Origin of the sequence: Corynebacterium pseudopelargi (assembly GCF_003814005.1) — a bacterium.
Taxonomy (GTDB): Bacteria; Actinomycetota; Actinomycetes; order Mycobacteriales; family Mycobacteriaceae; genus Corynebacterium; species Corynebacterium pseudopelargi.
The window spans coordinates 1010719-1030710 of the sequence record NZ_CP033898.1 but is presented as its reverse complement, the minus strand read 5'-3'; the positions used below and the strand labels follow the sequence as shown (position 1 = coordinate 1030710).

The following is a 19992-nucleotide window of genomic DNA, read 5'->3' as shown; positions in this document are numbered from 1 at the left end:
ATGGCCATTGGCCTCGATAAAGCGGCACCTGAGCACTGCTAAATGTTTGAGGCTTTTAATGGCCTGCAACTGATTATGCAACACAATTAGCGCCGCGTCAATATGACTTCCCTTCAAAGAGACTGATAACCTATAAACATGAACTATAAAGAGTACCGCCCGACCCTGGCTCAGCTCAGGACGTATGTCACCGTGGCTGAAACGAAACACTTCGGCGCCGCGGCGACACGCCTAGACATTTCCCAGCCCTCCCTTTCCCAGGCGCTGGCCGCCATCGAACACGGCCTCGGCGTGCAACTTATTGAACGTTCCACCCGCAAGGTAATCGTCACCCCAGCCGGCGAGGAACTCCTCCCCTACGCAAAAGCCACGCTCGACGCCGTGGATTTGTTCCTTGCCCACGCACGCGGAGCGGTGGGAACGCTTACTGGCCAACTCACCATCGGGATCATCCCCACGATCGCGCCTTATATCCTTCCGAATTTGCTGCGCCTAGCAGAAACGACCTTCCCGGATCTGGAATTAAGGATTATCGAAGATCAAACCCAGCACCTGTGCGAGCTATTAAGGGACGGCCATATCGAGTGCGCCTTGCTGGCGTTGCCCATTGAGGATAAAAAGATCAACCACATCCCCCTCTACCACGAAAACTTCCACCTCGTGGTGCCCGAGGATGATCCTTTTGCCGGGCGCAGCGACCTCACCTTAGAAGATCTGCGCGACCTCAACTTCTATTTGCTTGACGACGGCCACTGCCTCAGGGATCAAATCGTCGATCTCTGCCGCCGGGCCGATGTACACCCCGAGCAATCTCAAAACGCAAGCACCCGCGCAGCAAGCCTGACCACCGTAATGCAGCTTGTAAGCGCAGGACACGGGGCAACCCTTGTGCCAGAAAGTGCCGTGAGCACCGAAGGACAGCGCCCAGGCATCGCCACTGCCACCTTCAACCCTGGTGTGAGTGCCGAACGCGAAGTAGCGATTGCCTATCGCACCTCTTCAAGCTCGCGGGAAGAAGAATTCCGACAACTAGGGGCACTCATTACTCGAGCCTTCCACGAAGTAGCCCGCACCGAGGCTTAAAAGCACAGAAGTACAAGGCCGCCAAAGCCGATGTGCACCTCGGTGCCGTTCTCCTGTGGCGCCTGCACCAGAGCTTTGAGTGGCTTGACTAAGCGCAACAATAAGGGCCTGCATCCAAAAAGGTGCAGGCCCTTATTCAATATCTCCTGGCGCATCAAGCAGGTGCGGTAGAACACGAGCTTGAAGCCATCACAGGCTTGTTAGCGCATATCGGGAACAGCGCCACCGCTTACCTGGCGGTACATAAATGCGGCGGCGTTATACGCCTGGGGAATCGCAATGATACTGCCCAAACCGCAGGTAAAGAGCGTGAGCGCACCAGTGATCAGGCCGTTGAGAATGGAATAGCCAACCAGGGACCAAAGATGCGGGCGCCCCTGCTGCCAGGAAGCCTGGATAGCTTCAACCGGGTTCAGGCCTTGTTCTGCAGCAAAATACGTTGAAAGCACACTAATCGGAACCAGCGCAAGTGCAATCACAATGGCGACCACTACCGCAGCGAGCAACAGCAGGCCCTGGAGCACACCGAACTCGTCGCCACCGGTAGAAAATGCCAGGAACACCAGGATGCCTACCGGCACCAAGATGGCAACAACTTCAATGATGCCCACCAAAATGCTGGTAAACAGGGTCTTTCCGTAGTTGCCCTGCGCCACACGGCGTTCTTTACCCAGCGGACCACCATCAACCTGTGCCACAGCCATGGCAACAAGGATGGGGCCTAACAGCAGCATGACAATTCCGAAGACCACGTTCAGCATCTGGCTTTCCCAGCTTTCCTGCGCGGTGGCCTGGAACGAGGTGGCATCCCAGGAGGAACTCGAGCTGAAGCCGGAGAAGACACCGGGCAAAATGATGCCAATCACGGCGAGGCCAACACCCCAAATCAACCAGGGATTGGCTCGCTTAAACACGATCTTGAAGCCATACTTGATCGGGTTCCACACCGAAACATCACGAACCGGCTGCACCATGGTGGTCTCAAGATCCGGGTGCACATGGAAATTCATTCCAGCATTGCCGTACCCGGCGTACTGGTTGGAATCTGCACCGGGAGCACCAGCCTCAAACTGCGAGCCGTAAGAAGGCTGCCCACCAGCATTGTTGGCATCTGCAGCACCGTGAGTATTCGCGGAATCAGGTTGTGCGCCGGGCTGAGGGTAACGCGGCGGCTGCTGGCCGTACTGGGGCTGATCTTCCGGGTGGTTCACCGGAGGATAGGGCTGAAAGCCGTCGTCTTGAGGCTGGCCGCCTTCGCGATTATCGCGGTCGTTGTGTTCGCTCATCTTTTTTCCTTTTGGATTTTCTTTGCGATCAATCTCGCCTTTGGCATCAAGGTGCTCCCCTGCACGCATGACCTGGAAGTTCAAGCCACGCAGTTCTTTTTATAGGAAACAAACTCAATGCCTCCATCAATGTAGCAAGGCAACCCTTGCCAGGAAACGGTGCATCGAAAATCGTTAGCAAGTTGGTATGAACGCCCAGCGCGGTAACATTCCTTAGAATCATGAGTTCTCGCCAACGCCACGCCATTCCCGAAGACATTCAGGAGCTTCTAGCACAAGCTCCTTATTCCTTAGTGCCGCGGTTTCGAGCACGCCTGAAAAAGGCACGCTCTGCAAAGGCCTTCGCCGCTATTACAAAGGATCTCCGCGACGCTGTAGCGCAGGTCGAGGCACGCCAGGCGGCCATTCCGCCGATGACGTACCCCGAAGCTTTGCCGGTGAGCGCATATCGCGAGGAATTGCTCGACGTGATCGAGGCAAATCAAGTGGTGATTATTGCCGGCGAAACCGGTTCGGGAAAAACAACGCAGATACCAAAGCTTTGTTTAGAACTTGGCAGGGGCAGGCGCGGGCTGATCGGCCATACGCAGCCTCGCCGGCTTGCTGCCAGAACCGTTGCTGAACGCATTGCAGAAGAACTAGGCCAAGACATTGGCGATTCTGTTGGCTACGCCATCCGTTTTGATGATCGCGTATCTGCCAGCACCTCGGTAAAGCTGATGACGGACGGCATCTTGCTGGCAGAAATGCAACGAGATCGCCTGCTTCGCGCGTATGACACGATCATTATTGACGAAGCCCATGAGCGCAGCCTCAATATCGACTTCCTGCTTGGATACCTCAAGCAGCTTTTACCTAAGCGCCCCGAATTAAAGGTGATCATCACCTCCGCCACGATTGACCCAGAGCGCTTTGCCGAGCATTTCTGTGATGCTGAAGGCAACCCAGCACCGATTGTGGAAGTCTCTGGGCGAACCTACCCAGTAGAGATCTTGTATCGGCCCTTGGAACAAACCAAGGGCGAAAAGACCATCGATGTGGACCCGCTCGATGGGCTCATCCAGGCCTGCAAGGAATTGATGAGTTATGGGCCAGGCGACATCCTCTGCTTCTTTGCCGGCGAATCCGATATTCGCGATGCAATGGAGATGATTGAAAAACAGCACTGGAAAGGCGTGGAGGTCACTCCCCTGTTTGGTCGCCTTTCCAATCAGGAACAGCACAAAGTGTTTCGCCCGCATGCCGGCCGGCGCATCGTGTTAGCCACCAATATCGCCGAAACCTCACTTACTGTTCCAGGCATCCACTATGTGGTTGATACCGGTTTTGCGCGCATTTCACGCTATTCCACCAGGACGAAGGTGCAGCGGCTTCCCATCGAGCCGATCTCTCAAGCCAGCGCGAATCAGCGATCCGGCCGCTGTGGCCGTGTGGCCGATGGCGTGGCCATTCGCCTGTATTCGGAGCAGGATTTTCAATCGCGCCCGGAATTTACCGATCCGGAGATTCTTAGGACCAACCTTGCCCAAGTCATCTTGCAGATGGCGTCGCTCAAACTTGGCGATATCCAGGAGTTTCCCTTCATCCAAGCACCAGACACCAAAGCGATTCGCGATGGCCTGTTGCTCCTTCACGAACTCGATGCGCTCGAACAACGAGACGCCGCCGAACCAGTGCTAACTGCTATTGGCAAGCAATTAGCCCGGATCCCCTTGGATCCGCGCTTGGCGCGCATGCTCATTGAGGCTCAACGCCTCGGCGTGCTCTTTGAGGCCTATGTGGTGGTAGCGGCGCTTAGCATCCAAGATGTTCGCGAACGCCCCTTGGAGTTCCAGGCTCAGGCAGACCAAAAACATGCTCGCTTTAGCAATAAGCGTTCGGACTTCTTGAGCTACCTCAACTTGTGGCGCTATGTCCGTACCCAGCGCGATGAGCAAAGCGGCAATGCGTTTCGCAAACTCATGCAGCAGGAGTATCTGCACTATATGCGCATCAGGGAGTGGTTCGATCTCGTGCGCCAGCTGCGCAGCATTGGCGAGCAATTAGGCTGGATCGACGTCAAGGCGCTTCCCGGCAATATCGACGCAGATGCCGTACACAAGGCTGTGCTATCTGGATTGCTTTCCCATATCGGTATCCGTGATGGTGAAAGTCGCGAGTACCGCGGAAGCCGCAATACTCGTTTTGCTATCTTCCCCGGTTCTTCGGTGTCGAAGGCAAAACCAGAGATGGTCATGGCTGCCGAGATGGTAGAAACCTCTCGGCTGTGGGCGCGCGATGTAGCCCAAATCGATCCGGCTTGGGTGGAAAAGCTTGGGGCTAACTTACTCAAGCATCAATATTCCGAGCCTTTTTGGTCTAGTAAACGGGCCCAGCCGATGGTGCATCAGCGTTCCACGCTCTACGGTGTGCCGGTGGTGGAAGATCGTGTAGTTGGCTATGCAACGGTTGATAAGGCCGCTGCCCGCGACATGTTTATCCGCGAAGCGCTGATTGCCGGCAATTGGCAGACTCACCACAGCTTTTATCACCAGAATGTGCAGAAGCTTCAGGCGGCAGGTGATTTAGAAGAAAAGGCACGCCGCCGCGACATCGTTGTTGATGAAGAAACGCTCTTTGATTTCTACGATGCAAGGCTGCCTGAGCGCATCACCTCTGGCCGGCATTTTGATCATTGGTGGAAAAAGACCAAGCAGCAGCAGCCAGATTTGCTCGATTTTGATCCCGAGGCATTGGTGGCTGAACATGCAGCCGCTGTCACCGAAGAGGCGTTTCCTGATATTTGGCGTCAGGGATCGTTGGATTATAAGTTGAGCTATCAATTTGATCCGACCGCGGCGAGAGACGGCGTGACCATTGAGATTCCGGTGCCGCTGCTTGGCGGCTTGCAGCCCGAGGGCTTTGATTGGCTGGTTCCCGGGCTGCGCGAGGAGCTGCTTACCGAGCTGATTCGCTCGCTGCCCAAAGCTTCTCGACGTTCCGTGGTACCAGCACCAGCGTTCGCACAAAAAGCCGCTGAACTCATCACTCCTTATCAAGGCACTGTGGAAGAACAGCTCGCTCAGGCCCTGCGCAGTTTAGGTGGCAGCGGCATCCAGGCCAGCGATTTTCGGGTTGAAAAACTCCCAGCGCACCTTCGGTTTAGCTTTGCTGCAATGGATAAGCGCGGCAAGATCATCGATTGGGATAAAGATTTAGCCCAGCTCCAGCAACGCCAGCGCCAAAAGATTCGCTCTTCTGTGTCTAAGGCTGCACGCGAGTCTGAATCAAAGGCCTATAAGCAGTGGACTGAGGATACGATTGGCGCGCTCGAGCCGGAGGTGCACACCTCAGTTGAGGGCCAAATGGTCACGGCCTATCCCACATTGGTGCGCACCAAACAAGGCATTGCCCGCAAGGTCATGCCAACGAAGGCGCAAGCAGATGCGCAGCTTTTTAGCACCACGTTGACCATGCTCGCCCAGGATCTACCTCAGCAGGGTGCTCAGATGCTCAAAGGGCTGCCGCTTCGTCAGCGCGTGGCGGTGGACAAGTATCCCCATGGTGGCGCTGAGGGGTTATTGCGCGATATCCGTATTGCAGCCATCCGAGATTTGATGCAAGAAGCCGGTGGCCCCCAGCGAACCCCGCAGGGCTATAAGGATCTCCAGGAGTTTATCCGTCCGCGTCTTGCCTCGGCGGTGCGACAAGACACCGTGGCTTTGGCACCAGCGATCGCGGCTTGGCTCGATGCCCAGCAGCAATTAGCAGACTGGGAAGGCCCAGCGATTGAGGATATGCAGCGGCAATTGCAGCTCATGCTTCCAGAACACGCCGTGACCAAGCTTGGAAGCCAAAGGCTTAAGCATATCCCCCGCTATGCCAAAGCGATTGCGCTGCGGTTAGAAGATATGGAGTTGCACCCAACCCGAGATGCCGAGCGCCAAGCGGTGGTCAATGGTTTGGAGGCACGTCTTGCCCGTGCGATCCAAAATCGAGGCAAAAAGCCTCAGATACCTGCACAGACCTTGTATTCCTTGCAGTGGCAATTGCAGGAGTTAAGAGTGAGTTTGTTTGCCCAACGTCTTGGTACCGCCCAGACGGTTTCAGAGCGCAAGATCCAAAAGGCGATCGACGCACTCTAGCAGCTAGTGGGGTTGTTGAGCCTTGCGCCCAAGCGCTTAGTAGCTTTGGCGCTCTTGGCGGCGCATGGCTCGAATCTCGCTTTCGAAGTCTTCGGCATTTTTAAAAGACTTATACACAGAGGCAAAGCGGAGGTAGGCAACCTCGTCGAGTTTGCGCAGAGGCTCGAGGATGGCCTCGCCAATTTTGTGCGCTTCGATCTGGGAGCTAGCTACCTTGCGCACCGCTTCTTCAACATCCATGGCGAGTTCTTTAAGGTCATCATCGCTGACGTCTCGGCCTTGGCAGGCGCGTCTTACGCCAGTTACGACCTTCTCGCGGCTAAATGGTTCAGTGACTCCGGAGCGCTTGACCACGAGCAGTTGGGCTTTTTCAACGGTGGTGAATCGTCCGGCACATTCGGAGCACTCGCGCCGGCGGCGAATAGCTGAGCCGGCGTCTACCACGCGCGAATCTACAACGCGCGAGTTGGGATTGCGACAAAAAGGACAGTGCAATGCTCAAGGTCTCCTTGTTTAGCCTTGTGGCTTTTTGTTGCGTTGGCTAGGTGTTCGACCTGCCTGCGCTACTGCTAGCGCGCCACAGTACTGCTGTACCTAATTTAGCGCGAATCCCCTTCAAGCGAAGCCACCACCTGCTGGGCATCTTTTGGTGCTGTATCTTCTTCACCCTGAGCTGCACCTAAGACGCTAAAGACCATGACCAAGCCGAGTAATGAGCCCATGAGGAACTTCTTGGCACTTTCTTTGCCTTGAGAAGTTTCAGTTGCAGCTACGCCATTTCCGCTATAACTCGAAGATCTGGAAGTAGGGAAAGCGCGAGCTGTTCTCATCTCTTGGGATCGCCGCGGTGCATGAACAACAGGAGCAAGGGTTCTAATCTGCCCAGCGCTATGGCTAGTGGGCCGTGAGTCAATCGAAGGAATATCCCACACCTGCGCCGGCTGGGTAATGCGCGATCCAAGACGACCTTGGTGGCCAGGAACGTTGCCGTTGCTACGAGAAACTGTCAAAGTCATGTCTTTTTCTTTCCGTTGAGGTCTTAAACGCATCGAGGTGCCTTGGGATTGTCCTGCAGCACTTCGAACACTTGTCTATCGAACGACCCCCGACTTTCGAGCGTGAAGCATGAATGCTCGTTCGCCTACCTGTTCGAGAGATCATCTGTTCGAAAGTATGCACTCGAACATGTTCGAAGTCAAGTGTTCGCAGTTAATAGACCCAAAAGGGTGAATGTTCGAACATGTGTAGCGACATCTCCCCGGCTACGCTAGGGTTAGAACACAAGGCTTGCCAAAGCTCCAATAACTTTCGAACAATCACCAGCGCTCGGCACGAGGAAGGCCAACGATGACCCCCACCCCAAAGCAAAACAAGGCAGAGCTCAGCAAACGCCAGCAAAAAATTCTTCACGTGATCGAGGCGGCCATTATTGACCGCGGCTTTCCGCCCACCATCCGCGAGATCGGCGAGCGCTGCGGCCTGAAATCCACGTCATCGGTGGCCTATCAATTAAGTTGCCTAGAAGAAAAGGGCTTTCTAAGGCGCGATGCCAACAAGCCGCGCGCTGTAGAGGTTCGCAACCCAACCAGCGGTAAACGAACCACGAGCCCCATGATGCAGCAACAGCAGGAGCTTTCTTCCGACCATCCGGTGGATGTCTCTGCTACTTCAATGGTGCCCTTGCTCGGCCAGATTGCCGCGGGCTCCCCCATTACCGCCGAGGAAAATCTTGCCGGCTATTACTCGCTGCCTGAGGAACTCGTTGGCCAAGGCGAGCTGTTTATGTTGAGCGTCAATGGTGATTCGATGAAAGACGCCGGTATTTTCCACGGCGATTTGGTGGTGGTGCGCTCTCAGAAGGAAGCGAACCTTGGCGATTATGTGGCGGCAATGATCGATGGCTCTGCCACAGTAAAGGAATGGCACCGCGATGCAAGCGGGACCTACTCCCTTATGCCCTGCAATGAAGACTATGATCCGATCCCAGCTGATGATGCAGAACTGATGGGCAAAGTGGTAACAGTATTGCGCCGCGTGTAGCAGGCGCCCGCCTCCAACTTGTCTTACAACACCCCCGGTTAGCTGCTGGCAAGCGCTAGATAGCGTACTTTTAAGCCACCCTCTACCGGGGGTGTTTGGCGTACTTATCGTCACACATGGTTCATCACACAATCAGACACGAAACCACCCCTGAGCTGAAATTACCTGCCCACGTTGCACGTTTTCATGTCCGTTCTTGAAGTTTTCGCTTCCGATCTCTGTGCTTTTTTGGGGTTTTTAATGGAACAATGTGAGTAATAGGTGCACAACACAACAGTGGAAGCACGCAGCAATCCACAGCGTGCTCTTTTGGTTTTGTTTGAAAGGACAACAATGTACTCGGAGGAACGTCGCCGCCAAATCGCATCCCTTACTGCGGTCGAAGGGCGAGTGAACGTCACCGAATTGGCATCCCGTTTCGAGGTGACAGCGGAGACGATCCGCCGTGATCTCGCGGTACTCGACCGCGAGGGCGTGGTGCACCGCGTGCACGGCGGTGCTGTGGCAAACCAAACCTTCCAAACCACCGAATTTAGCCTCGATACCCGTGCACGCTCGGCCTCTGGAGCCAAAAACAGCATCGCCCATGCGGCACTTCGCTATCTGCCCGATATGCAAGGTGGCATGTTCCTTGATGCCGGCACCACTACCGCCGCACTCGCCGAGCTGATTTGTGTGCAGCCTGCCGCGAAGCATTGGTCGATTGTGACCAATAGCTTGTCCATTGCGCTTACCCTTGCCAACTCTGGCTTGGATGAGATCCAATTGCTCGGCGGCAGCGTCCGCGCTATTACCCAGGCCGTGGTTGGCGATACCGCCTTGCGGGCCTTGGCGTTGATGCGCGCAGATGTGGCCTTTATCGGCACCAACGCACTGACCTTGGATCATGGCCTTTCTACTGCGGATTCCCAGGAAGCTGCGATTAAGTCTGCCATGATCACCAACGCCCACAAGGTGGTGGTGTTGTGCGACTCCACGAAGATGGGCACCGACTATTTGGTGAGCTTCGGATCGATCGATGATATTGATGTGATCATCACCGATGCGAATGCTCCTGAATCCTTTATCAAGGCACTGCGTGAGCGCGACGTCGAGGTCGTCATTGCAAACGGCTAAAGCAAAAAAATTGAACCGCCCGCCAGATCAGATCTGGCGGGCGGTTGTGTTGTAGAGCTCAGATACTCTTAGGCGGGCTGAATGATGTCACGCACGGCTGCGCGAGCCTCCGTTGCACCTTCTGCATCGAGCGCTGCAGCAGCGGCGCGCTGGCAGGTTTCGAGGTCTACGGCTGCAAGCTGAGCACCAACACCGGCAATGGCGGTGGAAGCGCAAGACAGCGAGTTCACGCCAAGACCGGTGAGCACGCATGCAAGCAGCGGATCTGCGGCGGCCTCGCCACAAACACCTACTGCGGTGTCGTATTTGCGGCCTTCTTTGCAGGTGTGATCGATCAGGCGCAGCACTGCTGGCTGCCAGGGGTCGGTCAGGTATGCAAGCTGCGGCGACATACGGTCGGCGGCCATGGTGTACTGCGTGAGGTCATTGGTGCCGATGGAGACGAAGTCCAGGTGCGGCATGAGCTTATCGGCCATCAACGATGCTGCCGGAACCTCGATCATAGCGCCGGCGGTAAGGCCACGCTCGGCGCACAGGCCAGCAAACCACTTGGCTTCGCGTGCGGTAGCCACCATGGGAGCCATCACCCACGTCGGGGCGTTGTCTGCGCGGTCGAGTTCTTCAACTGCCTTGGCCACGGCATCGAGCTGACGGGTAAGCAAGGCCTCATTGGCACGAGCCACACGCAAGCCGCGAACGCCAAGGGCTGGGTTCATCTCATCTGCCATCGAGGCAAAGGGCACTGGCTTATCAGAGCCGGCGTCGAGTGAGCGAACAACCACCTTGGATTCTGGGAATTGCTCGAGCACCTTCTTATATACCTCGGCCTGCTCAGCAACGCTGGGCTCTTCGGTGGCGGTGAGGAAGCATAGCTCGGTGCGGAACAGGCCGATGCCCTCAGCCTGGCTTTGGGTTGCAGCGATGCGAGCTGCTTTGCCGTCTTGCACATTGGCCAGCAACTGCACTTTGTGGCCATCTTTGGTTTGTGCAGGTCCGCGCCACTGGGCAATGCGCTCTGCAAGCATCTTGGATTCTTGTTCTGCAGCGCGTGCGGTTTCTGGGTCTGCGCCAAGGGTGACGGTGCCAAGTGCACCATCGACCATGACCGGCTCGCCGGCTTCGATCTTGTGCACCTTCTCGCCTACAGCAACGATGCAGGGCACGTTGAGCTGGCGGGCGATGATGGCGGTGTGGCTGGTAGGTCCGCCGAGTTCTGTTACCAAGCCTACGAAGTAGTCAGTATTTAGCGCAGCGGTATCTGCCGGGGAGAGATCGTCGGCAAAAAGCACGACTTGCTCATCAACCTCGGGCAGGCCGGGTTCTTGTTCGCCTCGCAGCTCTGCAATCACGCGGTCGCGGATATCGCGAAGGTCCGTGGTGCGTTCTGCCATCACGCCGCCGGCGGCTTCAAACATGGTGACGAACTTCGTGGTTGCTGCCACAACAGCGTAGTCGGCGGGGTGTCCGCCCTTGATGCCCTTGTGTACGGCCTTGCGCCAGCCACGGTCGTTGACCATGCCTGCGGTGGCCTTGAGCACCTCAGATGCGGCACCTTCTGCTTTGGTGGAGCGTTCGCGCAGGCGCTCGGATACTGCATCTGCAGCTTCATTGAAGCGCTCGAGTTCTGCTTCGCGCTGCGATTCTTCGATTACCGCACCGGCCTGGGGAAGTTCGGGGCGGGGGCTGATCCATACGGCTTTGGCGTAACGAACGCCGGATACGACGGCCGTACCCTTGATTACCGTGTCATTGCTCACATTTTCCAATGTGGGTCACCTATCCTCACAAAACGTAGGGTGTTTGCATATACATCACCACAAAAACAACAATCCCGCAACTAATCAGACAGGCAAATGTTGCCTTTCGGACACAACCGGGCATACAATGTGGGGAGAAACCAACATTTTTTGCAATTTGCGAGAGAAAGCCACAAGAAAGCAAATCCAAAACCCCTCTTAATCGGGCGTTTTCGGTCAAGTCGAGACGGTGGCTGCAAGGTGAGGTGAAGATGGCCACAGTCGAAGAAGTTGCCCAGCGCCAGCGGGCAATCGCCGAGCAAACGGCGCAACTTGGCCACACCAGCGTGGCTCAACTCGCCGCTGCATTCTCAGTGACCACAGAAACGATCCGGCGCGATCTCAAAACCTTGGAGCACCAAGGAGCACTCCGCAGGGTGCATGGTGGCGCGGTTGCCTTAGAGCAGCAAGCCGCCAGCAATGCCCAACGCCTCCATGCAGGCATGCAAAGCGAAGCCACCCACCTGCGACACCGCCAAGCCATTGGCCTGCAGGCAATGCAATTTGTGCCCAAGCCCCAGGCGGAGATTTTTATCGACGCCGGTGCCACCACCGAGGCCTTTGCCACGGTGCTCGCCCGGCATTACCTTGGCCAACGCTGGCACGTGGTAACCAACTCCCCGGTGGTGGCCAAGATCATGTGCGCTGCCAATATTCCTGATGTCTCGGTCCTTGGCGGCACGCTTCGTGGCCATGGCAAGGCATTAACTGGCAAGGCCGCGATCAGCGCTTTGCAAAGGCTGCGAGCCGATGTTGCGTTTCTTGGCACGAATGCGGTTGAAAGCGAGCGCGGTTTTGCCACAAGCTCCGAGCCCATTGCCGAGGTCAAGCGCGAGATGCTACTACGCGCACGCCATTCGGTGATTCTGAGCGAGTCTTTTAAAGCCCATTGCAAAAGCGAAGTTCCTTTCGCTTCCTTTGAAGAAGTAGGCACCGTGATTAGCGAACGTCCCTTGCCTGCATCCCCACTGCGTTGCCTTCGCGACGCCAATACCCAGGTTGTGATCCCATGATTTTGACGCTTACCCCCAACCCCAGCATCGACACCACCTTGTCGCTTGGAGGAGCTTTTCGACGCGGCGTAGTCCACCGGGTAGATGGCACCCACAATGCCGCAGGTGGCAAGGGCATCAACGTCGCCCTCGCAGTACACCGCGCCGACGCACCAGCGCTTGCGCTTTTTCCGGCTGCCGCCGATGATCCCTTCACGCACCTATTAAAGGAGACAGGGATTCCCTTCGCCTTCGTGCCCTTGCATGGCGCTGTACGGGTGAATACCGCCGTGACAGAACCAGACGGCACCACCACCAAACTCAATGGCAAAGGCCCACGCCTTGAAGCAGAAGACTTAGACAACATCGAGCAAGCACTACTTAGGGCCGCAACAGACGCGGAGTGGGTTGTGCTGGCCGGTTCTTTGCCTCCGGGAGCGCCTGAAGATTGGTACACGGTGCTCGTCGAAAAGCTCCAAGCCACATACCCTGGTATCAAAATCGCCGTCGACACCTCCGATGGGCCTTTAGCAAGCGTGGGCAAAAACCTGGAAAGGGCGGCCCCGACGATGCTCAAGCCCAATGCCTTCGAGCTAGGCCAGCTCACCCAACGCGATGGTGAAGCACTTGAAGCCGCAGCCGAAGAAGGCGACGTCAGCGGTGTAATCGAAGCAGCCCAGCAGCTCATTGAGCGCGGTCTGGAGCAAGTGCTGGTCACCCTCGGCGCGGCAGGGGCTGTATTGGTAACCAAAGAACACACCTGGGTTGCCACCCCTCCCCCAGTCACCGTCGTATCTACCGTTGGCGCAGGCGATTGCACGCTCGCCGGATACTTACTCGCGCTCAATGCCGGTGAAGACACCGCCAAAGCACTGCGCATTGCCGTGGCCTATGGCTCGGCTGCTACCGCACTACCTGGAACTTCCATCCCAACGCCCGATCAGCTCGACGTGGCACACACCAGCGCCACCATGCTGCAGGGCGAATCCCCCACCCAAAAAGGACGTAGCTGATCATGCAACAGCACGTAATCACCCCTGAGCTGGTTCGCCTCGACCAGACCATGGGCAACTCCCCCGAAGAGGTCATTGAACACCTAGCCTCCCTCCTCCAAGAAGCAGGGCGGGCAGACAACGCCACGCAACTGGCACAGGATGCTAAGAAACGAGAAGCCAAATCTCCCACCGGCGTGCCCGGTGGCGTGGCAATCCCCCACTGCCGATCAGAAGCCATTAGCACCCCGACGCTCGGTTTTGCCCGCCTGGCAACACCGGTAGATTTTGGCGGACCGGATGGCCCTGCAGATCTCGTCTTCCTCATCGCAGCACCGGCAGGAGGTGGAAAAGAACACCTCAAGCTCCTATCCAAGCTGGCACGGGCGCTGGTGCGCAAAGAATTCCTGGCGCAACTTCGCGCAGCCGATAATCCGGCAGCCATCGTCGAATTGATCCAGGAAGTCCTTGGCACGTCTGAAAGCAAACCAAAGGCACAAGGCAACGCGCCTGCCCAGGCGGCTAGTGCGACCAACGATGCGCCCCAAGGCCAGACGCTAACACTGCTGGCCATTACCGCTTGCCCCACCGGCATTGCGCACACCTATATGGCAGCAGATGCTTTAAGCCAGGCAGCAGAACAGATGGACAACGTAGAACTCCATGTGGAAACCCAAGGTTCTTCATCTGTCACCCCCTTTGCCCCCAATGTGATCGAAGCGGCCGATGCCGTTATTTTCGCCACCGATGTTGGGGTGAAAGATCGTGAGCGCTTTGCCAACCTGCCGGTGATTGAATCGGGCGTCAAACGCGCCATCAATGAACCTGAAGTAATGCTCAACGAGGCAGTCGCTGCAGCCTCCAACCCGAAAGCACGCCGCGTGCAGGCAACAGCCAACAGCGGCGGCAGCAAAGAAGGCGCAGATCAAGGCTTAAGCACCGCCAAGAAGGTACAACAAGCCGTGATGACTGGCGTGTCCTACATGGTGCCCTTTGTTGCAGCAGGCGGGCTCTTGCTGGCCCTGGGCTTTCTCATTGGCGGCTACGACATCGCCAACGGCTGGAAAGTGTTGGCCACCGATTACTCCCTAGGCAACCTGCCAAGCCACGAGGTGATGGTCGATGGCGAGCTCATGCGCTTTGATCGCGCCGGGCTTGCGTTATACCTGGGCGCGGTGCTGTTTGCCACCGGGCAGATGGCCATGGGCTTTATCGTGGCAGCTCTTTCTGGCTATATCGCCTATGCCCTAGCCGGTAGGCCAGGTATTGCGCCTGGTTTTGTTGGCGGTGCGGTGTCGGTGATGATCGGTGCTGGCTTTATCGGCGGCCTGGTCACAGGCCTGCTCGCCGGTGTGGTGGCCATGTGGCTAGCGCAGCGCAAGGTCCCGCGCGTGGTGGCCTCGCTGATGCCGGTGGTGATTATCCCGCTGCTGACCTCGCTGATCGTGGGTCTTGCCATGTTCTTGCTTCTAGGGCGCCCCTTGGCCGGGGTGATGACTGGACTGCAAGACTGGTTAGCCTCGATGTCCGGATCCTCCGCAGTGTTGCTTGGCATCATCCTTGGGTTGATGATGTGCTTCGACCTTGGCGGGCCGGTAAACAAGGCTGCATATCTTTTTGCCACCGCCGGGCTTTCTACCGGTGACGATGCCAGCATGAAGATCATGGCCGCTGTCATGGCCGCAGGCATGGTGCCTCCGATCGCGTTGTCGCTTGCCACCTTGATGCGCAAGCATCTATTTACCCCGGCAGAACAAGAAAACGGTAAATCTGCCTGGCTGCTGGGATTGTCCTTTGTATCCGAAGGCGCTATCCCCTTTGCCGCGGCTGATCCTTTCCGCGTGATCCCCTCGATGATGGTCGGTGGCGCAGTCACCGGTGCCATCACCATGGCCACGGGCACGACCTCCCGAGCACCCCACGGTGGCATCTTCGTGCTCTTTGCCATCCATCCGCTCTGGGGCTTCTTGCTGGCCTTGGTGGCCGGAACGATCACCTCGGCGGTGCTGGTGGTAGCAGCCAAGCAGTTTTGGCCCAATAAGGCGCTCGAGGCTTCCGCTCGCGCCGCGGCTACATCGGCCTAAGCATCAGGCCTTCCTTTCCAACCGAGGAAGGCCGGACGTGATTCAGGCAATACTGAAAATGTGACTGATCAGGCGTCGCAATCGTGGCGAAAGTTCGGATCACACCCTAGAATCGGACATAGATTTTTGATCGGAAGGCTTGGACGGGTGAGGTTTCGCCCGAATACCCGCCCGGGCCGAACGTTCAGGAAGCACATCTCAACATGAAATCGCTAGTGGTGGCTTGCGTATAACCCCTAGAGCAACACCACGCAATGAAAGGAAACCGCAATGGCCTCTAAGACTGTTGTTGTCGGCTCTGCTGTCGGCCTCCACGCTCGTCCCGCTTCCATCATCGCTGAAGCAGCCGGCGAATATGATGACGAGATCTTCCTGTCCATCGAAGGAGGCGACGACGATGAAACTGATGCTGCCTCCTCGCTGATGATCATGGCGCTTGGCGCAGAAAAGGGCGATAAGGTCACCGTGACCTCCGATAACGCCGAGGCAGTTGAGAAGATCGCCGCCTTGATTGAAAAGGACCTCGACGCCGAGTAATTCCGGCTTCCGCCTTGATCGGCGCCACTTTCCTCGCGCCGATCGAAAACGAGCAAACGCCCCCGGCTTGCACAGGCTCCAAAAACTTGGAGTGACTGCTTGCAAGCGGGGGCGCTTTGGTTATTCAGGCACTTACCATCTGGCCTGTTTGCCTTCGCCTACGTGGATGTAGAGCCACTTGAGCAAGGGATAGCCCACGATAATGCCCACCGAACCCCAGGCAATGCCTTCGAGCTCAATGCTGCCGATGTGCAAGGTGAGGTTGCCAATACCGGCGATCAACGCCACGGCCGCGGCAGTGAGATTGACCGGGTTATTAAAGTTCACGCGGTTATCCTGCCAAATACGAATACCAAGCATGCCGATCAAGCCGTAGAGCACCATCGCAGCGCCACCCAATACGCCTTGAGGGATACTAAAGATCAAGGCCCCGAATTTGGGGATGAAGGCCAAGATAACGGCAGTGGAAGCAGCCACCCAGTAGGCGGCGGTGGAATAGACCCTGGTTGCAGCCATCACACCGATGTTTTCTGCATAGGTGGTCGTACCAGAGCCACCAAAGCCACCAGCCAAGGTGGTGCCCAGGCCGTCGGCGATGAGTGCATCTCCGGCGAGATCATCAAGATCCCTACCCGTCATCTCACTTACGGCTTTCACGTGGCCGACATTTTCAGCGATTAGCACGATCACCACAGGCAAGGTGATCAAAATCGCCGAGGCCGTGAATTCAGGAGTGTGGAATTGCGGCAGACCCACCCAATCAGCCGCGGCGATCGATTCTTTAGAACCTTCAGCAAGGTTGCCGGTGGCAGCGGCGAATACCCAGCCAATCACCACACCCACCAAAATGCCCAAACGCGCCAACATCCCGCGGGCTGCGACGGTAATGACCAAGATGGAAATCATGGTGACAGCCGCAACGAGGGGTTGGGCCTGGAAGTTGCCCACAGCAGAGGGTGCGAGATTTAAACCGATCAGAGCGACAATAGCGCCAGTAACCGCCGGTGGCATGACCAAGTCCAAGACTCGTTTACCGGCCTTTTTCACCACAAAGCCCACTGCCATCAACGTGATACCTGCAGCAACCACACCACCGAGCTGTACTGCGATGCCCTCGCCTTGGGTGGCCATCAAGGGTGCGATAAACCCAAAGGAAGAACCCAAATACGATGGCAGCCGGTTGCGGGTGATGAGCAAAAACACCATGGTGCCAATGCCCGAAAACAGCAGTGTTGTGTTCACCGGGAATCCGGTGAGGGTGGGCACCAACAGCGTGGCACCAAACATTGCAATCACGTGTTGCATACCGATGCCGATCGTTCGAGACCAGCTCAATCGCTCTTCAGGCGCCACTACTGCGCCTGGAGCAATTGTTTTTCCGTCACCGTGCAGGGTCCATCCCCATGAAGAGCTACTCACGGGGCAATATTGTTCTAGGTGTGAAGGAATTCCTGCAACTCTGCGGCAAGCGACTGGGGTAGGCGAACATCGATGACGGTGCCGTGCTCGGAGTATTCCTCGCTTAACACCGTGCCATAGGTATGCACCCTGGACACCACATCGCCTCTGGTAAAGGGCACCAAAAGCTCAACGTGGGCATCGAGGCTATTTAAAAACAGCTCTACGCGGGCTTCTAATTCGGCAATGCCTTCACCAGTTTTGGCAGAGACGAACACGACATCATCTAAGACGTGGCGCAATTCCGCCAGCACCAAAGGATCAGCCTGATCGATCTTGTTTACCACCACAATTTCCGGCGGTGCGGGCACATCGAGCTCGCGGATGATCTCCGCCACCACACCGTTGACCGCTTCGATCTGCTTGAGTGGGAAAGGATCGGAACCATCAACCACATGCAGCACGAGGTCTGCTTCCACCACTTCTTCCAGCGTGGAGCGGAATGCTTCCACCAATTGGGTGGGAAGGTGCCGAACAAAGCCGACGGTATCGGTAAAGACCACGGCGCGGCCGTCGGCAAGCTTTGCCCTGCGTGTGGTGGGGTCCAGGGTGGCAAAGAGGGCGTCTTCAACCAGCACACCCGCGCCCGTCATCGCATTAATCAAGGAAGATTTTCCGGCATTGGTGTAGCCGGCGATGGCGATTTGCGGGATGGTGGAGCCGCGACGCTGCGAGCGCTTGACCTCGCGGGCCGTTTTCATTGACTGGATCTCTTTGCGCAGCTTGGCCATATCTGAGCGCAGGCGACGGCGATCGGCCTCAATTTTGGTTTCACCGGGGCCACGCAAACCCACACCGCCATTAGAACCTGCTCGGCCGCCAGCCTGGCGCGAAAGGGCACCGCCCCAACCACGCACGCGGGTAATGAGGTATTCCATCTGCGCCAGCGCCACCTGGGCTTTACCCTCTTTCGACTTCGCGTGCTGGGCAAAGATATCCAGAATGAGCATGGTGCGGTCGATCACCTTAACGTCTAAGGCCTTTTCCAATGCAATCATCTGGCCGGGGCTGAGCTCACCATCGCAGATCACCGTATCCACGCCGGTATCTGCCACAATGTCACGCAATTCCGCTACCTTGCCGGAGCCGATATAGGTTCCCGGGTTTGGTTTATCGCGCTTTTGGTAGAGCATCTCTGCAACCTCGGAACCGGCAGTTTCTGCCAGCGCGGCGAGCTCTTCCATGGTGGCTTCGATCTCTGCGGTGGTGCCGTGCGTCCACACACCAACCAAGATGACGCGCTCAAGGCGGAGCTTTCGATACTCCACGTCATAGCCATCGTCTTGATCGGTGGCATGAATGCTCGATCCCCTGCTGAGCCTTCGAAGGCTAGATCGCGCTTCAAGGTCGAGTTCGCCCACCGTGGGCGTATGGGATTCGGTGCTTAAAAGCCCGGATTCATCGCGGCCGGGATCCTCCGGCTTTGAGGTCGGGCGGTGATCTGCAAATGCTTGGTCGAGTAAACGCTCGACTGATTCAGGGGTGTGATTCGTCATTATTAAGGCTCATTGTTGCATGCACCTGGCGGTTTGGCTAGGTGGATGCATCCATGTTCGCTGCTGACGAACGCACCGCGCCAAACACTGCCTTCTTGCGCCCCGCCCAAGTTTTTTAACGGCAACACTCGGGGCTAAACTCGATTGCTATGAGCACAGACCTGCGAAGCATCGGTATGAATTACCCCAAGTGGCAAGACGCGGTAGAAGCCGCCATTGCCACAGAAAACCTCAGCGTTACCGGCGAGGTTCGTGGCGGCCAGCTCATTCAATACTCCGATCCTTCCGGCGCACAGATCAATATTTTGGCTGTTGAGCCCTTTGCCACCTTCGCGGGCTTTGAATCGATTACCAAGTGCTTCGCGCACATCTCCATGATCGATGACGTTTTGGCCCTGTGCCAGATCGTTGATTACAACGATCAAGAAATCGCACTGCTGACCCTCAACCTGGCCCAAGGCCCCTTGCTTATCGACGAACCCGAGCAGCGTTGGCAGGAGCTCGGAGTCACCGCCTTGGCCGACGAGGTCCACACCTATAGTTCCCCCGAGGCCTTCGAGGCCGCCGAGGGCGAAATGCTTGGCACCTTCCACAGCGAGGGCGCCGAGGTGATCATGGCTGGCGATGGGTCCCGCACCCCCGATGCAGCCGCACGCTTTAGCGCTCGTGTGTTAAGCGCCGGGCTCAGGCGCAATGAGCTCAGCGGCGAAGAATTCATCCACGTCACCGTCGACGGCGGATTCCCCTTTGACGTGTGCATGCCGGCTGATCAAGCAGTACCGGAACGAGGCAGCGTGATCGCAGGCCGCGCGGTGATGACCGGTGCCGTGGCAGCACCTGCCGCCGGTGGCTGCGGTGGCGGCGGCTGTGGCTCTGGTGGTTGCGGCTGCGGTGGACACTAATTTCCGCCAAGTGTTCAGCACCTGTGCAGCCATGTTGCGTTAGCAATTCTGCTGCACTGGTTTTATTGTTTATGCTCTAAGCAAAC

At 57.0% G+C, this 19992-nt stretch carries 15 protein-coding genes; 9 read left to right on the top strand and 6 right to left on the bottom strand.

The window, feature by feature from the left end; all coding sequences use genetic code 11:
* The first annotated feature begins 138 nt into the window (after positions 1-138).
* Positions 139-1083, top strand: coding sequence for a LysR substrate-binding domain-containing protein (locus CPPEL_RS04845; RefSeq protein WP_123960078.1), 945 nt, complete (start codon positions 139-141; stop codon positions 1081-1083).
* A 200-nt stretch (positions 1084-1283) separates the two neighbouring features.
* Here the strand turns inward: CPPEL_RS04845 and CPPEL_RS04840 are convergent, their stop codons facing one another.
* The gene (locus CPPEL_RS04840) at positions 1284-2369 is read right to left on the bottom strand and encodes a DUF7847 domain-containing protein (protein ID WP_123960077.1); all 1086 of its coding nucleotides are present in this window, start codon (positions 2367-2369) and stop codon (positions 1284-1286) included.
* Positions 2370-2590: 221 nt separating this feature from the next.
* Here CPPEL_RS04840 and hrpA point away from each other — a divergent pair, with 221 nt between their 5' ends.
* A complete protein-coding gene (gene hrpA / locus CPPEL_RS04835; protein ID WP_123960076.1) occupies positions 2591-6493 on the top strand; it encodes an ATP-dependent RNA helicase HrpA in 3903 nt (1300 codons plus the stop codon).
* A 36-nt stretch (positions 6494-6529) separates the two neighbouring features.
* Here hrpA and nrdR read toward each other — a convergent pair whose 3' ends face one another.
* Both nrdR and CPPEL_RS04825 read right to left on the bottom strand, forming a co-directional pair.
* Positions 6530-6988: a transcriptional regulator NrdR gene (gene nrdR, locus CPPEL_RS04830; protein ID WP_123960075.1), complete on the bottom strand. Its 459-nt coding sequence runs from the start codon at positions 6986-6988 to the stop codon at positions 6530-6532.
* Positions 6989-7092: 104 nt separating this feature from the next.
* A complete protein-coding gene (locus CPPEL_RS04825; RefSeq protein WP_123960074.1) occupies positions 7093-7509 on the bottom strand; it encodes a hypothetical protein in 417 nt (138 codons plus the stop codon).
* A gap of 331 nt (positions 7510-7840) precedes the next feature.
* Here CPPEL_RS04825 and lexA point away from each other — a divergent pair, with 331 nt between their 5' ends.
* Together lexA and CPPEL_RS04815 are read left to right on the top strand one after the other, a co-directional pair.
* Complete coding sequence (gene lexA, locus CPPEL_RS04820) at positions 7841-8533, top strand: transcriptional repressor LexA (RefSeq protein WP_123960073.1); 693 nt, start codon at positions 7841-7843, stop codon at positions 8531-8533.
* A 333-nt stretch (positions 8534-8866) separates the two neighbouring features.
* A complete protein-coding gene (locus CPPEL_RS04815) occupies positions 8867-9649 on the top strand; it encodes a DeoR/GlpR family DNA-binding transcription regulator (RefSeq protein WP_123960072.1) in 783 nt (260 codons plus the stop codon).
* Between the two features lie 68 nt (positions 9650-9717).
* Here the strand turns inward: CPPEL_RS04815 and ptsP are convergent, their stop codons facing one another.
* Entirely contained in the window at positions 9718-11415 is a 1698-nt protein-coding gene (gene ptsP, locus CPPEL_RS04810) for a phosphoenolpyruvate--protein phosphotransferase (RefSeq protein WP_123960071.1), read from the bottom strand.
* Positions 11416-11657: 242 nt separating this feature from the next.
* Here ptsP and CPPEL_RS04805 point away from each other — a divergent pair, with 242 nt between their 5' ends.
* The 4 genes from CPPEL_RS04805 to CPPEL_RS04790 all read left to right on the top strand — a co-directional run bounded on the left by CPPEL_RS04805 (position 11658) and on the right by CPPEL_RS04790 (position 16050).
* Positions 11658-12458 carry a DeoR/GlpR family DNA-binding transcription regulator gene (locus CPPEL_RS04805; RefSeq protein ID WP_123960070.1) on the top strand — a complete coding sequence of 267 codons (801 nt, stop codon included), beginning with the start codon at positions 11658-11660 and terminating at the stop codon, positions 12456-12458.
* Positions 12455-13450, top strand: a complete 996-nt coding sequence (pfkB, locus tag CPPEL_RS04800) for a 1-phosphofructokinase (RefSeq protein ID WP_123960069.1) — start codon at positions 12455-12457, stop codon at positions 13448-13450. The genes CPPEL_RS04805 and pfkB overlap by 4 nt, the downstream gene beginning before the upstream one ends.
* A 2-nt stretch (positions 13451-13452) precedes the next feature.
* Positions 13453-15513: a PTS fructose transporter subunit IIABC gene (locus tag CPPEL_RS04795; RefSeq protein ID WP_123960068.1), complete on the top strand. Its 2061-nt coding sequence runs from the start codon at positions 13453-13455 to the stop codon at positions 15511-15513.
* A gap of 270 nt (positions 15514-15783) precedes the next feature.
* Positions 15784-16050 carry an HPr family phosphocarrier protein gene (locus CPPEL_RS04790; protein WP_123934316.1) on the top strand — a complete coding sequence of 89 codons (267 nt, stop codon included), beginning with the start codon at positions 15784-15786 and terminating at the stop codon, positions 16048-16050.
* A 132-nt stretch (positions 16051-16182) separates the two neighbouring features.
* On the opposite strand, the gene CPPEL_RS04785 is transcribed toward CPPEL_RS04790, so the two are convergent.
* Positions 16183-17469 carry a uracil-xanthine permease family protein gene (locus CPPEL_RS04785; protein ID WP_123960067.1) on the bottom strand — a complete coding sequence of 429 codons (1287 nt, stop codon included), beginning with the start codon at positions 17467-17469 and terminating at the stop codon, positions 16183-16185.
* Between the two features lie 14 nt (positions 17470-17483).
* Positions 17484-19004, bottom strand: coding sequence for a GTPase HflX (gene hflX, locus CPPEL_RS04780; protein WP_123960066.1), 1521 nt, complete (start codon positions 19002-19004; stop codon positions 17484-17486).
* Between the two features lie 149 nt (positions 19005-19153).
* Here hflX and CPPEL_RS04775 point away from each other — a divergent pair, with 149 nt between their 5' ends.
* On the top strand, positions 19154-19906 hold the full coding sequence (locus CPPEL_RS04775) for a hypothetical protein (RefSeq protein WP_123960065.1): 753 nt from the start codon (positions 19154-19156) through the stop codon (positions 19904-19906).
* Positions 19907-19992 lie beyond the last annotated feature (86 nt).

Excerpts from the sequence above, each read along its gene's own strand:
- CPPEL_RS04805 (WP_123960070.1), top strand. The coding sequence starts at position 11,658 with ATGGCCACAGTCGAAGAAGTTGCCCAGCGCCAGCGGGCAATCGCCGAG.
- CPPEL_RS04790 (WP_123934316.1), top strand. The coding sequence starts at position 15,784 with ATGGCCTCTAAGACTGTTGTTGTCGGCTCTGCTGTCGGCCTCCACGCT.
- CPPEL_RS04840 (WP_123960077.1), bottom strand. The coding sequence starts at position 2,369 with ATGAGCGAACACAACGACCGCGATAATCGCGAAGGCGGCCAGCCTCAA.
- CPPEL_RS04845 (WP_123960078.1), top strand. The coding sequence starts at position 139 with ATGAACTATAAAGAGTACCGCCCGACCCTGGCTCAGCTCAGGACGTAT.
- CPPEL_RS04795 (WP_123960068.1), top strand. The coding sequence starts at position 13,453 with ATGCAACAGCACGTAATCACCCCTGAGCTGGTTCGCCTCGACCAGACC.
- CPPEL_RS04775 (WP_123960065.1), top strand. The coding sequence starts at position 19,154 with ATGAGCACAGACCTGCGAAGCATCGGTATGAATTACCCCAAGTGGCAA.
- CPPEL_RS04825 (WP_123960074.1), bottom strand. The coding sequence starts at position 7,509 with ATGACTTTGACAGTTTCTCGTAGCAACGGCAACGTTCCTGGCCACCAA.
- lexA (WP_123960073.1), top strand. The coding sequence starts at position 7,841 with ATGACCCCCACCCCAAAGCAAAACAAGGCAGAGCTCAGCAAACGCCAG.
- hrpA (WP_123960076.1), top strand. The coding sequence starts at position 2,591 with ATGAGTTCTCGCCAACGCCACGCCATTCCCGAAGACATTCAGGAGCTT.
- pfkB (WP_123960069.1), top strand. The coding sequence starts at position 12,455 with ATGATTTTGACGCTTACCCCCAACCCCAGCATCGACACCACCTTGTCG.
- hflX (WP_123960066.1), bottom strand. The coding sequence starts at position 19,004 with ATGACGAATCACACCCCTGAATCAGTCGAGCGTTTACTCGACCAAGCA.
- CPPEL_RS04815 (WP_123960072.1), top strand. The coding sequence starts at position 8,867 with ATGTACTCGGAGGAACGTCGCCGCCAAATCGCATCCCTTACTGCGGTC.